Genomic DNA, 14,406 nt, shown 5'->3' on the forward strand with positions numbered 1-14,406 from the left:
GGCTGTGTATATGATACCACGAATGGCCTGACCACCGACATGAGGCGAGCAGTCAAGAGACGGGCCACCCCGAAACCGACAGACATGAGACGGGCCGCATGACCGCGTCGATGCCTTCCCTGCTGTTCGGCGCCATTGCCGACGACCTGACCGGCGGCACAGAACTGGCGTCGATGCTGGTCGCGCGCGGCATTTCAACGGGATGCACGGTCGGGCTGAACGCGCCGATCCCATCAGGCAACCTTGTCCATGTGATCCTGCTGAAGACCCGCGTCATCGCGGCCAGCGATGCGGTGCGCCAGGTGCTGGAGGCCGCGGACCGGCTGGTGGAAGCGGGCGCGCGGCAGATCTTCTTCAAATATTGCGCTACCTTCGATTCGACGCCCGCCGGCAACATCGGTCCTTGCGCCGAGGCGCTGCTCGAGCGCCTTGGCGGCGGCGTCACGCTGTTCACTCCGGCGCTGTGTGAGACCGGCCGCACCGTCTATCAGGGACACATGTTCGGCGGCGCCCAATTGCTGGGTGAATCGCCCAAGCGCTTCGATCCGTTGACACCGATGATCGATTCCAATCTGGTTCGCGTGCTGCAGGCGCAGAGCAAGGGCAAGGTCGGACTGGTGCCCTATCTCGTCGTCGATGCCGGCGCCGGGGCCATCCGCAGCGCCGTACGAGAGCGCAGCGGGCGCGGCGAGACGCTGCTGGTCACCGACACGATCCGCGAACGCGACCTGGCGGCGATCGCGGAAGCCACCTTCGACCTGCCGCTGATGACCGGCAATTCCTCGGTCGCCGCGCATCTGCCGCCGGCCTGGCTCGCACATGGTTTGATCAAGGCCGATGATCTGGTTGCCGCCAGCCTGCCGGCCGTCGAAGGGCCGGCAGCGGTGCTGGCCGGCAGCGTCGCCGACCGCACCATCGAACAGCTCGAGCGTTTTGCGCAAAACAATCCATTGCTGACGATCGACCTTGCCCGCGCCTTTGCCGGCGCCGATGTCATGGCCGAAGCGCGTGCCTTCGCCCAGCGGCATTTGCCCGGCACGATGATCGCCATTGCCACGACAGCGCCGCAAGCGACGGTCGAAGCGCTGCAGCAGGCGCACGGCCGCGATGTGGTGGCAACAAGGGCGGAAGAGATCCTAGCCGGGATCGCACAAATTCTTGTGCTCGATCTCGGTGTGCGGCGGCTGGTCGTCGCCGGCGGCGAGACCGCCGGTTCGGTGGTCAAGGCGCTCGGCATCGACCGCATCGCCATGGGCGCCTATGAGGGCCCCGGACTGTCGCGCGCCATAGCCCACCTCCCCGGCCGGCCCTCCGATCCGCTGGCGCTGATGCTGAAATCGGGAAAGCTCGGCGGCCCCGATATCTTCACCGACGTTTTGCAAGACATGACACGGCCGAGCACTATTGCGCCGGCAATCGACACATGGCCCCCGGCAAGGAGAGCATCGTGATGGATCTCGAAATCGAGCGCACGAGCCTGATCAACGCGACGCAGACGCTGGACGCCAGCGGGATGAATGTCGGCACCACCGGCAACATCAGCGTGCGCACGACAAGCGGCATGCTGATCACGCCGACGGGAATAGCCACGAGCGCCTTGCGGCCGGAGCAGATGGTGGCGATGCAGCTCGATGGATCCTGGGAAGGTGCGTTCCGGCCGTCGAGCGAATGGGAAATGCATGCCGAAATCTACAAGGCGTTTCCCGAGGCCGGCGCCGTCGTGCACGCCCATCCCGACCATTGCGTGGCGCTGTCGTGCCTACGCGAAGGACTGCCGCTGTTCCACTACATGGTGGCGGGGTTCGGCGGCGACGATGTGCGCTGCTCGGACTATGCGCTGTTCGCATCAAGCGAACTGGCGAAGGTCGCCGTCGTCGCACTCAAGGACAGATCAGCCTGCTTGCTCGCCAATCATGGCATGATCGCCTTCGGCGCAGATCTCGACACAGCGCTAATCCGCACCATCAAGCTGGAAACCCTGGCGCGGCAATATCTTCTGGCGCGCAGCGCCGGCACGCCGGTGCTGATCAAGGGCAGCGAGCTCGCCGCCATTCGCGGGCGCTACAAGAATTACGGCCAGCAGAAGTAGCCGGCCGAGCAATTCCGGGAACGGCCCTTCGCGCTCATGAAGTGAAGAACCACTCAGTCGACCCGCAAATGCGAGACGAGGGCTGTCACGCTCCGTGGAAGATCAGGCGGGGATCGGTTCGGCGGCGGGCGTGTAGACGCCGATAGCGCCGGAGCCGATCAACTGGTCGATGGTCTCGGCGCTGTAGCCGAGCACGTCGGCCAGCACGGCAGCTGTGTCCTGGCCCAGCATCGGCGGCGCGGTGAAGTCGGCGGTCAGCTGCGCGGCAAGTCCCTGTGCCGGGCGCACCATGGCAACGGAGCCGAGATGCGGATGCGGCAAGGTCTGGACAAGGCCGCGCTCGCGCACATTCGGGCTGTCGAAGACTTCCGGTATCGATTTTACAGTGCCGGCCGGCACACTGGCCTCGGCACAGGCTGCCATCCAGTGCGCGCGCGTCCGCGTCCGAAAGACGGCGGCAAGTTGCGGGATCAACGCCTCGCGGTTGGTGGCGCGCGCGCCTGCCTTGATGAAGCGCGCATCCCCAGCCAGATGTGGCAGATCAACGACCTTCTCGCACAGCGCCGCGAACTGGCGGTCATTGCCGACGGCCAGCGCAAAGCCGCCGTCGGAGGCCTCGAATATCTGATAGGGGACAACCGTCGGATGCGCATTGCCGTAGCGGGCGACCTCTTGGCCGGTGTTAAGGTAGCCGCTGCCGACATTGATCAGCAGGCTGAGCGCGCAGTCGATCAGCGACAGGTCGAGGAACTGGCCCTTGCCGGTCGTCGCGCGCTCGTAAAGCGCCGCCAGGATCGACTGCGTGGCGACCATGCCGCAGACGATATCGGTGATGGCGACGCCGACACGCATCGGTTCGCCATTGCTCTCGCCGGTGATGGCCATGAGGCCGCTTTCGGCCTGCATGACGAAATCATAGCCGGGCCGTCCGGCATCGGGTCCGGTCTGGCCGTAACCGGAGATCGAGCAGTAGATCAGGCGCGGGTTTGACGCGCTGAGTTGCTTGAAGCCGACGCCGAGGCGATCGGCGGTGCCGGAGCGGAAATTCTCGACGACGATGTCGGCCTTGGCCGCCAGCTCGCGCACGATCGCCAGCCCCTGCGGGCTTTTCATGTCGAGCGCGATGCTCTGCTTGCCGCGATTGGCGCAGAGATAGTAGGTCGAGACACCCTTGTAGCTTGGAACCGACCACGCCCTGGTGTCGTCGCCGCCATCGATGTTCTCGATCTTCCAGACTTCGGCGCCGAGATCGGCAAGGCTCATCGTCGCCCATGGACCGGCCAGAACGCGCGAAAGATCGAGGACCTTGATGCCTTCGAGCGGCAAGCGCGCGCGGTCAGGCGTGCTGGCATCGTCGGTCTGGGCTTCAGTCACGATAATATCCTTCGTGGGTACAGCAACCGTGAGGACCGATCAGACGGTCTTGAACGTGTTGACCGGCTCCGGAAAATGACAGGCTACGCGATGCGAACCGCCAGCCGGATCGAGCGGTGGTTCGACGGCTGCGCAGATCGCCTGCGCCTTGAAGCAGCGCGTGCGGAAGCGGCAGCCGGAGGGCGGGTTGAGCGGGCTGGGCACGTCACCGCTCAGCACGATGCGCTCGCGCTTGCGCTCCTTCTCGGGATTGGCGAGCGGCACCGCCGACAGCAGCGCCTGGGTGTAGGGATGCAGCGCCCTGGAGTAGAGTTCGGCCGCTGGCGCAATTTCGACGATCTTGCCGAGATACATCACCGCGACCTGATGTGAGATGTGGCGCACGACCGAGAGGTCGTGGGCGATGAATAGATAGGATGTGCCGAAGGATTGCTGGATGTCCTTGAGCAGGTTGAGCACGCCGGCCTGCACCGAAACGTCGAGGGCCGAAACCGGCTCGTCGAGGATCACCACTTGCGGATTGAGCGCGAGCGCGCGGGCGATGACGACACGCTGGCGCTGGCCGCCGGACAGTTCGTGCGGATAGCGCTTGCCATGCTCGGGATTGAGCCGCACCAGTTCGAGCAATTCGGCGACGCGCGCGCGGCGATCGGCCGCCGACATGTCGCTCATGCGCAGCGGCTCGGCGATGTTGTCGGCAATGCGCATGCGTGGATGCAGCGACCCGTACGGATCCTGGAAGACCAGCTGGATGTAGCGCCGCATCAGGCGCATGTCTTCGTGGTTGAGCGCGAGCAGGTTCTGGCCACGGAACCAGCTTTCGCCGCTGGTCGGCTCGATCAGCCGCATCAGGCAGCGCCCGAGGGTCGACTTGCCGCAACCGGATTCGCCGACGAGGCCCAGCGTTTCGCCTGACGCTACGTCGAACGAGACATCGGCGACCGCCCGGACATGGGCAACGGCGCGGTCGAAGACGAGGCCGCCGCGAACCGGAAAGTCCTTGACGAGATGGCGCACCGACAATGCCGGCGCCGGTTTGCTTTCCGCCTGGAGTTGCTCCGCTGCGCTCATGGGGCCACGCTTCCATTGTCCAGGCTTGCCGTCGCCAGCACAGCACTGTGGAAGGGCGGCAAGGTCGTCGCGAAATGGCAGGCCGAGAACCGGCCGCCGATATCGTGCAAAGGCGGATCCTCGGCCCGGCAGCGTGCCTCGGCGTAGATGCAGCGCGGATGGAACGCGCAGCCGCCCGGCAAGCGGCCGAGTGCCGGCGGCGAGCCATCAATCGAGAACAGCCGCTCGCGGCTTTCCTCGAGATTGGGGATCGAGGCGATGAGGCCGCGCGTATAGGGGTGGCGCGGATCGGCGAACAGCTCGGATACGCCAGCCTGTTCGACGACGCGGCCGGAATAGACGACCGCGACGCGGTCGGCATGGCCGGCGACGACGCCGAGATCATGGGTGATCAGCACCAGGCCAAGGCCGAGCCGCTCCTGCAACGAACGCAGCACCGACAGGATCTGCGCCTGCACCGTGACATCGAGCGCCGTGGTCGGTTCGTCGGCGATTAGCAAATCGGGATCGTTGGCGACGGCCATGGCGATGACCGCGCGCTGGCGCATGCCGCCGGAGAATTCGTGCGGATACTGGTTGACCCGGCGCTCCGGCTGCGGGATCGCCACCAGATGGAGCAGTTCCACGGCGCGCGCCATGGCCTGTTTGCGGGTCACACGCTGATGCAGCCTGACCGCCTCGGCGATCTGGGCGCCGACGGTCATCACCGGGTTTAGCGAGGACAGCGGGTCCTGAAAAATCATGGCGATGCGCGCGCCCCTGATCTTGCGCATCTCGCGCGCCGGTTTGCCGACCAGTTCGTCGCCGTTGAAGCGGACCGAACCGGTGACGACCGCGTTCTTCGACGTCAGGCCGAGCGCGGCGAGCATGCCGACGGACTTGCCCGAGCCGGACTCGCCGACAATGCCGACCACTTCGCCCTTGGCGACGTCGAGATCGATGCCGCGCACCGCTTCGAACTGATCGCCCGCCCGCCTGAACCCGACCCGCAGGCCGCGTATGGACAGCAGCGGCGCGCGCTCGCCTGCCTTGTCGACTGCGCCGGACTGCGCTGAATATATCTGTGCGCTCATCGCCTAGTCCGACCTTGGATCGAGAATGTCGCGCAAGCCGTCGCCGATGAAGTTGAAGCCGAGCACGATGGTGAGGATGGCGACGCCCGGACCGAAGGCGATCCACCATTGGTAGAAATGGACGGCGCCATCGGAGATCATCGACCCCCATTCGGGGGTCGGCGGCGTGGCGCCGAGACCGATGAAGCTGAGCGACGCGGCAAGCAGCACGACCTGGCCAAGATCCATGGTCGCGCTGATCAGCACCGGGGTCCAGCAAAGCGGCAATATGTGCGTGAGCAGCACGCGGCGCGGCCTGGCGCCGGCGGCGATCGCCGCCTCGACATGTTCGCGCTCCTTCACCTCCAGCACCTGCGCCCGCATCAGCCGGGCGTAGACCGGCCACCAGACCAGCACCATGGCGATGGCCGCATTGCCGAGGCCTGGTCCGAGCGACGCCGCGACGGCCATGGCCAGCAGCATCGGCGGGAACGACAAGGTGACGTCGACAAGCCGCATGATCGCCGCACCGGTCAGCCCGCCGACGAAGCCGGAAATGGCGCCGAGCAGCGAGCCGATGATGACGGCCGAAACGACGACCAGAACCGCGATCGGCAGCGAATGCGCCGCCCCGTGCAAGGTGCGGGCCAGCACATCGCGGCCGAGTGCGTCGGTGCCCAGCCAGTGCGCCCAGCTCGGCGGCTGCAAGCGGCGCGCCACCATTTCGAGCGGATCGAATTGCACGACCAGATTGGCGAAGACGGTCATGAACAGCCAGAACAGGATGACGACCGTGCCGATGACCAATGGCGCGGTCAGCCATTCAGGAACAGCGGCGGAATGGGATTTGGTTGTGACCGCCGACATCAGCTCAACCTCACACGCGGATTGGCCACGACGTAGAGGATGTCGGTGATGAGGTTGGTGATCAGGAAGGCAAGGCCGCCGACGATGGTGACGCCGATGATTGCCGGGAAGTCGAGCGCGCGCGCCGCCTCGACGGCATAGGAGCCCATGCCCGGCCAGGAGAAGATGGTTTCGGTCAGCACCGCGCCGGTGATCAGATAGGCGAAGGAATAGCCGATGACGGTCAAGGTCGGCACCATGGTGTTGCGCAATGCGTGAACAATGACGACGCGGAATTCGCTCGCCCCCTTGGCGCGCGCGGTGAGCACGAACTCGCGGCTCATCACATCCAGCATGTTGGCGCGCACCAGCCGCGATATGGTGCCGGAAACCGTCCAGCCGAGGACGAAGGCCGGCAGAAGCAGGTGCCAGAGGGCGTCCTTGAAGACGGTCCAGTCGCCGGCCAGCAGCGAGTCGATGGTGAGGAAACCGGTGATGCCGGGCGGCAATGCCAGGCGGGCATCGACCCTGCCCGGCCCCGGCAGCCAGTTCAGCGTGACCGAGAAGATGAACAACAGGCCGAGCCCCGACCAGAACACGGGCAGCGACGAGCCGAACAAGGCGAACAGCCGCGCGCCATGGTCGATCAGGCTGTTGCGAAAATAGGCGGCCAGCACACCAAGCACGATGCCGAGCGTGGTGCCGAAGATCATCGCGGCGAAAACCAGTTCGAGCGTTGCCGGCAAGCGGTAGAGAATGTCGGTGCCGACATTGCGCTTGGTGATGAAGGAGGTGCCAAGATCGCCGCTCAGCAGATTACCGAGATATATCATATAGCGTTCCGGCAAGGGCCGATCGAGACCCCAGCGCGCCTTGGCCGCGGCGACGACTTCCGGGTTGCTCATCTGCTGTTCGGCAACAATGGCGGTCAGGGGATCGCCCTTGGTCACCGTGGTGATCAGGAAGGCGATGGTGACGATGCCGAGCACCAGAAACGGCATTGCGATAAGCCGGCGCAAAATATAGCGAGACACGTGGCTACCTTCACAAGGAGGGGCTTCGTAAGATGGCACAAGGCGCTGGGACATGCCATCGATGGAAGCATATTGACAGCCCGCGAAAGCCGCTGTCAATATAAATGGAATTTAATTTCATTTTTGATCGATTGCGCCGGTGGCACCGGCCCGACAGGCGGACGACGCCGCCAGAAAGACCAGCAGCGTGCGCAAACGAGCGACCAGGGACGAGACGGAGCTTGAAGGCGAAGGCGGGCAGCTTTCGTCGTCGCTGGTGCGCGGGCTCGGCATCCTGCGCGCCTTCCGGCCGGGCGACGCCTCGCTCGGCAACCAGGACATCATTGCCCGCACCGGCCTGCCTAAAGCCACGGTTTCGCGCATCACCTATACGCTGAGCGCGCTCGGCTATCTCCTCTACGACAAGGACCTCGGCCGCTACAGCCTGGGACCGGCTACCGTGGCGCTGGGCTATTCGGCGCTCAGTTCGAGCGCCGTCGTTCACGTCGCCAGGCCGCTGATGCAGCCGCTGGCCGATTTGACGGGTGCGGCGGTGGCGCTCGGCACGCGCGACAGCCTCAACATGGTCTATCTCGCCAACTGCCGGTCGGAGAGCCTTGTCACGCTGCGGCTCAATCCAGGCTCCTATCTGCCTATCTGGAAGACATCGATGGGACTGGCCTATGCGGCGGCCCTTTCACCCGAGGATCGCGCCGACCTTGTGCGGGCTTTGCAGGAGGCGGAGCCGGACAAGACAGCTATGATCGCGACGGCGATCGACGATGCGATCGCCCAATATGCAGAGAAGGGCTATGTGACGTCGTTCGGCGCCTGGCACAGCTACATCCATGCAGTCGGCGTGCCGTTCCGCCCGCGTGACGGCTCGCCACTGGTTGCCATCACCTGCGGCGGCATCGGCGAGATCATCACCGAGGACCGCGCGCATGCCGAGATCGGACCGGCGCTGGTGGCGATGGTGAAAGCACTGGGCAGTGAACTTGAGGGAAATCCCGGATAGCGGGATTGGCCCAGACGATGGGCCTCGCATGCCGGCTTGAACTTGCCTGATGGTGACCGCACAGTCGCAGTCGATGGTATGGCGGTCGCGCGTCGTCAGTGTCCATAGGGTTCAGGTGACGGGGGGAATTGGATGCCGATGAATTTTGCAGGACGATTCAACGGTCGGGCGGCGGTCATCACCGGCGGCGCATCGGGCATTGGTTTGGCAGTGGCGCAGAGAATCGTCGAGGAGGGTGGACGGGTTTCGGTGTGGGATCGCGATCCTGCCCAGATCGAACAGGCCAAGGCCGTCATCCCCAGCCTTCACGGTATCGCTATCGACGTTGCCGATGCCGCCGGTGTGGAGCGCGCTGCACGATCGACGCTCGAAGCGCTTGGCGGTGTCGATATCCTGGTCACCAGTGCCGCGATCACCGGCCCCAACATGACGACCTGGAATTATACGACCGAGGATTGGCAGAAGGTCATCGACATCAACATCAACGGCGTCTTCTACTGCAACAAGGCACTCGTGCCGCACATGCTCGAGCGCAACTATGGCCGCATCGTCAACATCGCCTCGATTGCCGGCAAGGAAGGCAATCCCAACGCCTCCGCCTACAGCACCTCGAAGGCCGCGGTGATCGGCCTGACCAAGTCGCTCGGCAAGGAACTGGCCAAGACCAGGGTGACGGTCAATTGCGTGACGCCGGCGGCCGTACGCACCGCGATCTTCAAGCAGATGAGCCAGGAACACATCGACTTCATGCTGTCCAAGATCCCGATGGCGCGCTTTGGCGAGGTCGACGAGGTGGCGGCGCTGATCTGCTGGATCGCCTCGGAAGAGTGTTCGTTCACGACGGCCGCCGTGTTCGATGTTTCCGGCGGCCGCGCCACCTACTGAGGCAGAGCGAATCTCAATTCCGCGTGACGGTGCAACGAACGGGAGCGCACGGGCGTATAGTCCCAGACTTCGAATCGACAATGACGCAACGAAGCTAAGATGGGAAATCATGACAGGGGATGCAGCCATCCGGCGGGAGCTTGCTTCTTTTGCTTAGAGCGGAGCCTGCCGCACTGTCCGATGACGAGCTTCTGGACCGCTATCAGCGCGCCGCCTTCGACTATTTCATCGAGAACGTGAACCCCGAAAACGGACTGGTCGCCGACACGTCGCGGCCGAATTCGCCGGCCAGCATCGCTGTGGTCGGCTTCGCACTGTCCTGCTATCCGGTCGGTGTCGAGCGCGGCTGGATGGCGCGCGATGCCGCCGCGAAGCTGACGCTGGCAGCGCTGCGTTTCTTCTCGACCAGCCCGCAAGGCAATGGCGACGAGGTCACCGGTCACAAGGGTTTTTACTATCATTTCCTCGATATGCGGACCGGCCTGCGCGTCTGGCGCTGCGAACTGTCGATGGTGGATACGGCATTGCTGATATCAGGCATGCTGGTGGCTAGCGCCTATTTCTCCGGCGACAATGGCGAAGAAGCCGAAATCCGCCAACTGGCCGAGACGCTCTACCGGCGCGTCGACTGGCGGTGGGCACAAGGCTCAAGCCCGACGCTCCGGCAAGGCTGGAAGCCAAAGAGCGGCTTTCTGCATTATGGCTGGGAGGGCTACAACGAAGCGACGATCCTGTACGTGCTGTCGATGGCCTCGCCCGACAGCCCGACTTCGGACAACAGCTACGAGGGCTGGACGGCGACCTATCAGTGGGAAAACATCTACGGCTATGACGTGCTGTATGGCGGTCCGCTGTTCATGCACCAGTTCTCGCATGCCTGGATCGATTTCGCCGGCATCCGCGACGCCTTCATGCGCGAGAAGAACTCGGACTATTTCGAAAACAGCCGCCGCTCGACCTATCTGCATCGCGACTATGCGCGCCACAACCCTTACAGCTATAGCGGCTACGACGAGAACCTTTGGGGGCTTTCGGCGGGCGACGGGCCAGGCGGTTTTCGCACCAGCGTGGAGCGACAGCGCCGACGGTTTTCCGGCTATGCCGCGCGCGGCGCGCCGTTCGGGCCCGATGACGGGACGATCGCGCCTTGGTCCTATCCGGCATCACTGCCTTTCGCCCCGGAGATCTGCCTGGCGGCGCTGCGCCATCTCGGTGATCGCTACCCCGAGGTGATCGACAATTTCCGGTTGCCGAGCGGCTTCAATCCGACATTGGCGAACCGGCGTAAATTCGGGAGGCACGGCTGGGTGTCGGAAGGCCACTACGGGCTGGATCAAGGCATCGTGGCGTTGATGATCGAGAACCATCGGTCGGGGTTGATCTGGAGACTGATGCGGTCAAACCGGCACATCCGCAACGGCCTGCGCAAGGCCGGATTCAATGGCGGCTGGCTGTCTCAGCCGGCAAGCCCGGCGTCAGGTGGCGGCGATGTCGCGTGACCGGACCAGGACCACCGCCTTTCCTGTCGATCACAACGACATCGAGTTGATCAAGAGCGCCCATCCGCCGCACTGGAAGAACCCGCAGCCGGACGGTCCCTACAACCTCGTCGTCATCGGTGCCGGGCCGGCTGGGCTGACCGCCGCCTACGAGGCGGCCGGCCTCGGCGCAAAGGTCGCGCTCATCGAGCGCAACCTGATCGGCGGAACTTGCGTCAATGTCGGTTGCATCCCGTCGAAGTCGATCATCCGCACCGCAAGGCTTTATGCCGACATGCGCGATGCCCAGAATTTCGGCGGCGACATGCCGGACCGTCTTCACGTCGATTTTCAGCGCGCCATGACGCGGATGCGGCAGATCCGGCAGCGGATCAGCCGTGCCGATTCGGCAGCGGGCCTGGTTTCCGAAGGCATCGACCTTTATTTCGGCGAAGCGCGGTTTTCCGGACGGGACGCTGTCACGGTCGCCGGACAAACCTTGCGTTTCAGGAAGGCGCTGGTCGCGACGGGGGCGCGGGCGAGCCTGCCGACGATTCCAGGCCTTGCCGAAACCGGCTATCTCAGCAACGAAACCATGTTCGATCTCACGGAGTGTCCCAAGCGGCTTCTGGTCATCGGCGGCGGGCCGCTCGGTTGCGAGGCGGCGCAGGCCTTCTGCCTGCTGGGCGCCAAGGTCATCCAGGCGCAGCGCGAACCGATGTTCCTGCCCGGCGAGGAACGCGATGCCGCCCAGATCCTTTCGGACGCGCTGGCGCGCGAAGGTGTCGAGGTTCGCCTCAACACCGAGGTGGTGGCGGTACGAACGGAAGGCGGCAAGAAGCTCGCCGACCTGGTGTGCGACGACATCACGACAACGATTTCCGTCGACGAGATCATCACCGGCATCGGCCGATCGCCCAATGTCGACGGTCTCGACCTGGAGAACGCCGGGGTGGCATATGATGCCGACGGCATCAAGGTGGACGATTATCTCCGAACCGCCAATCCACGCATCTATGCGGCGGGCGACGTCTGCCTCGCCTACAAATTCACCCATACCGCCGAGGCGACAGCCCGCATGGTCGTGCGCAATGCCCTGTTTCTCGGACGCAGGAAACTGAGCGAGTTGGTCATTCCGTGGTGCACCTATACCGATCCGGAGATCGCCCATGTCGGCCTCTATCCGGCGGAGGCACGCCAGAACGGCATCCCGGTCAAGACTTATACAGTGCTGATGCACGATGTCGCCCGTGCGGTGATGGACGGCGAGGAAGAGGGTTTCGTGAAAATCCACGTCAGGGAGGGCTCCGACCGCATCCTGGGCGCCACGGTCGTCGCCAGCCATGCCGGCGAGATGATCAATGCGGTGTCGCTGGCGATCAAATCGGGCATGGGATTGCGCGCGCTGGCCGACGTCATCCATCCCTTTCCGACGCAGGCGCAAGGCATCAAGATGGCCGGCGACGCCTATCGGCGGACAAGGCTCACCTCATCGTGGAAGCATCTGGCCGGCCGCTGGTTGGCGTGGTCCAGGCGATGGTGACATTCCGGCAGCCTGCCGCAGCTCAAGCCAGGATTGAGAGCGGCTGATGGCGCTTTCCCGGCACAAGCTGCCGATCGATGTCGTTCCAAACGGAATTCCTCACGCAGGGCACAGTCCCGAAACGCTGCCCGCCGAGCCCGGATCCGGCAAAAGCTTTCCGCTGGTCCTGTTCATCGGCCATCGCATCAAGCGGTTTGGGCAAGGTTCGGCCCCCAAGCCATCCGCGATGCCGTCCGCGGCGGGCTGGGGGTGGACGAGGCTGGCGCATGATCCCTGCCTCCACCAGATATGGAGGAGCGACATCGCTCTACATGCTTGCAGGAGCCCCGCTTCGCACAGCGTTTGACCGGAATTTCGTGGCCTGCCCTATCAGGATGCGCGCTGAAGTTCTTGCCGAATGGGCTCGAGATAGGCTTGTGGATGCAAGCGCCCCCAAACATGGTCCCGGTCAGTCAGATGCGCGACCTGCTCTATCCAGCGCCTCGGCGCATCGGGGTCCCTGACCTCGTGCCAGTCGTCGAGGATAATGACCGGCAGGCCCTGGTAGAGCGGGTCGAGCGGCGAGGTCCTGGTGACGACGATGCAGCCGAGATAAAACAGCTCCCACGTCCTATGGCAGTCCAGGCCGTTGCCTTCGGTGGACAGCACAAGCGGGTATTGCGAGTACAGTTGCCAGATCGAGCGCTGCGAGACGCGTTTCGTCAGGAAATCGACATGCGGACATCCGCCCAGGGCATCAAGCAGTTCCCGGCGCTGTCTCGAGCCATTGCTGATGCTGAAATCAGAAAACAGCCTCGGCGGGCGGCGGCCCACATGATCCTGCCGGGCGCGTATGATTTCCAGTTGCTTCACAAGCGCTGCCGGCGTGGTAAGGGACCGAGGTGTGTGAAGATCGAGCCCAATCGGAAAAGGCTTGATCCTTGGATGAGTGCCATCACAATTCTGACTGTACCAGGAGACTAGGAAAGGGTTGGCGAGAAGCTGGTCGACGGTGCCCTTCGCCAGATCCGACGGCACCGAAGCATCCCCATCGGTCGTCAGCAGCGTGAACGGTGCCGTGATCGTCGGCAGCACGATCCTGACGAACGTGTCGAGGTCGCAGGTTTGAGCATCCCTGGACAAGGTGCTCAGGCGCAGCCAGACGATGCCGTGCGCACCGCTAAAGTGTTGGCGGAAAAATGCCTCGCTCTGTGTCGATGCAGTTGGCGCGCAGCGGTACCAGGGTGGCCCGGCGAAATCGCAGAAATGCCCGATGCCCTGGGACCACAGCACGGGCGGAACGCCGAGAAACCTCAGCGCCTTGGGATAGACGGCTCTTTTCACGCGGTCCCATCGCAACTTGGCCATCGACAACCCCTAGCCTGGATGCATCAACGCCAGGCGTTAATCGTGCAATTCCCGCGATATTGGCGGACCGACGGAGAAATCGGAGAACGTGACCTCGAAACCCTCGCGCTGCGGCGAACAGCACATCATGCCGACATCAACCGTCCTGGAGATCGGAAAATAGGCGAGCCGCACAGGCTTCCAGTGGCCGTCGGAAGCATCGAGGTACTGGACACGGATCGTCTCGGCGTGACGGGTCAACCGAATCCTGACGCCGTCCGGACCGGCATGAATGGCGACCAGCGACCAGTCTGACGTGTCGTTGGTGACGACGACGGAGAAATAGGCAAGGCCGTCGGTGTACTCGATACCGGCCTTGATCCAGTGCGTTTCGCTGAGCCGGATCATCAGCCCGGCCTGATCGTAGAGGACCTCGTAGTCGCCTTTGACCGTGACTTCGGCGCTGAAATCGCCCTCGACCGGCCGGTGCAGGAAGTGGCCGTTGTCGCGCCAGAAGCCGTAGAAGGTCTCGCGCCAGAAATCGGTCTCCTTGCCGGTGCGCACACGAACGCTGTCGCCGTCGATAGAATGGTGCGGCGGCGGGTTAAGCCAGGTCAGGTTCTGCACTGTCATCCCTTCGCGCCGCTCCAATCCAGATGTGCATGGCGGGTTGCCGGCATACTCGACGGCCGATCAGCCCGGCATGATCCG

Annotated in this window: 13 protein-coding genes; 6 read left to right on the forward strand and 7 right to left on the reverse strand. The window is 64.1% G+C overall.

What is annotated here, in order from left to right:
* Positions 1-98 precede the first annotated feature (98 nt).
* Both otnK and MESCI2_RS0130530 read left to right on the forward strand, forming a co-directional pair.
* On the forward strand, positions 99-1,451 hold the full coding sequence (gene otnK, locus MESCI2_RS01000000135910; protein ID WP_081738940.1) for a 3-oxo-tetronate kinase: 1,353 nt from the start codon (positions 99-101) through the stop codon (positions 1,449-1,451).
* Positions 1,451-2,089, forward strand: coding sequence for a class II aldolase/adducin family protein (locus MESCI2_RS0130530; RefSeq protein ID WP_027039785.1), 639 nt, complete (start codon positions 1,451-1,453; stop codon positions 2,087-2,089). Before otnK ends, MESCI2_RS0130530 begins: the two co-directional genes overlap by 1 nt.
* A gap of 102 nt (positions 2,090-2,191) precedes the next feature.
* Here the strand turns inward: MESCI2_RS0130530 and MESCI2_RS0130535 are convergent, their stop codons facing one another.
* The 5 genes from MESCI2_RS0130535 to MESCI2_RS0130555 are packed head-to-tail and all read right to left on the reverse strand — an operon-like array spanning position 2,192 to position 7,466.
* Positions 2,192-3,463 carry a CaiB/BaiF CoA transferase family protein gene (locus MESCI2_RS0130535; protein WP_027039786.1) on the reverse strand — a complete coding sequence of 424 codons (1,272 nt, stop codon included), beginning with the start codon at positions 3,461-3,463 and terminating at the stop codon, positions 2,192-2,194.
* A 39-nt stretch (positions 3,464-3,502) separates the two neighbouring features.
* Positions 3,503-4,534, reverse strand: coding sequence for an ABC transporter ATP-binding protein (locus MESCI2_RS0130540; protein ID WP_050596720.1), 1,032 nt, complete (start codon positions 4,532-4,534; stop codon positions 3,503-3,505).
* Positions 4,531-5,607, reverse strand: a complete 1,077-nt coding sequence (locus MESCI2_RS01000000135915) for an ABC transporter ATP-binding protein (protein WP_050596721.1) — start codon at positions 5,605-5,607, stop codon at positions 4,531-4,533. Before MESCI2_RS01000000135915 ends, MESCI2_RS0130540 begins: the two co-directional genes overlap by 4 nt.
* 3 nt (positions 5,608-5,610) lie before the next feature.
* Complete coding sequence (locus MESCI2_RS0130550) at positions 5,611-6,453, reverse strand: ABC transporter permease (protein ID WP_027039788.1); 843 nt, start codon at positions 6,451-6,453, stop codon at positions 5,611-5,613.
* Entirely contained in the window at positions 6,453-7,466 is a 1,014-nt protein-coding gene (locus MESCI2_RS0130555; protein WP_027039789.1) for an ABC transporter permease, read from the reverse strand. The genes MESCI2_RS0130550 and MESCI2_RS0130555 overlap by 1 nt, the downstream gene beginning before the upstream one ends.
* 187 nt (positions 7,467-7,653) lie before the next feature.
* On the opposite strand from MESCI2_RS0130555, the gene MESCI2_RS0130560 reads away from it, so the two are divergent.
* The 4 genes from MESCI2_RS0130560 (at position 7,654) to MESCI2_RS0130575 (ending at position 12,369) form a co-directional block, all read left to right on the forward strand.
* Positions 7,654-8,463 carry an IclR family transcriptional regulator gene (locus MESCI2_RS0130560; protein WP_027039790.1) on the forward strand — a complete coding sequence of 270 codons (810 nt, stop codon included), beginning with the start codon at positions 7,654-7,656 and terminating at the stop codon, positions 8,461-8,463.
* A 132-nt stretch (positions 8,464-8,595) separates the two neighbouring features.
* Positions 8,596-9,348 (forward strand): SDR family NAD(P)-dependent oxidoreductase, encoded by a 753-nt coding sequence (locus tag MESCI2_RS0130565; RefSeq protein WP_027039791.1) that lies wholly within the window; start codon positions 8,596-8,598, stop codon positions 9,346-9,348.
* A 149-nt stretch (positions 9,349-9,497) separates the two neighbouring features.
* Positions 9,498-10,847, forward strand: coding sequence for a glucoamylase family protein (locus MESCI2_RS0130570; RefSeq protein ID WP_032901502.1), 1,350 nt, complete (start codon positions 9,498-9,500; stop codon positions 10,845-10,847).
* Positions 10,837-12,369: a mercuric reductase gene (locus MESCI2_RS0130575; RefSeq protein ID WP_027039793.1), complete on the forward strand. Its 1,533-nt coding sequence runs from the start codon at positions 10,837-10,839 to the stop codon at positions 12,367-12,369. Before MESCI2_RS0130570 ends, MESCI2_RS0130575 begins: the two co-directional genes overlap by 11 nt.
* 369 nt (positions 12,370-12,738) lie before the next feature.
* Here the strand turns inward: MESCI2_RS0130575 and MESCI2_RS0130580 are convergent, their stop codons facing one another.
* Complete coding sequence (locus tag MESCI2_RS0130580) at positions 12,739-13,716, reverse strand: hypothetical protein (protein WP_027039794.1); 978 nt, start codon at positions 13,714-13,716, stop codon at positions 12,739-12,741.
* A 36-nt stretch (positions 13,717-13,752) separates the two neighbouring features.
* The gene (locus tag MESCI2_RS0130585; protein WP_027039795.1) at positions 13,753-14,328 is read right to left on the reverse strand and encodes a DUF1349 domain-containing protein; all 576 of its coding nucleotides are present in this window, start codon (positions 14,326-14,328) and stop codon (positions 13,753-13,755) included.
* Between the last annotated feature and the right edge of the window lie 78 nt (positions 14,329-14,406).

The sequence above is a fragment of the Mesorhizobium ciceri WSM4083 genome (assembly GCF_000519305.1).
Lineage (GTDB): Bacteria > Pseudomonadota > Alphaproteobacteria > Rhizobiales > Rhizobiaceae > Mesorhizobium > Mesorhizobium ciceri_B.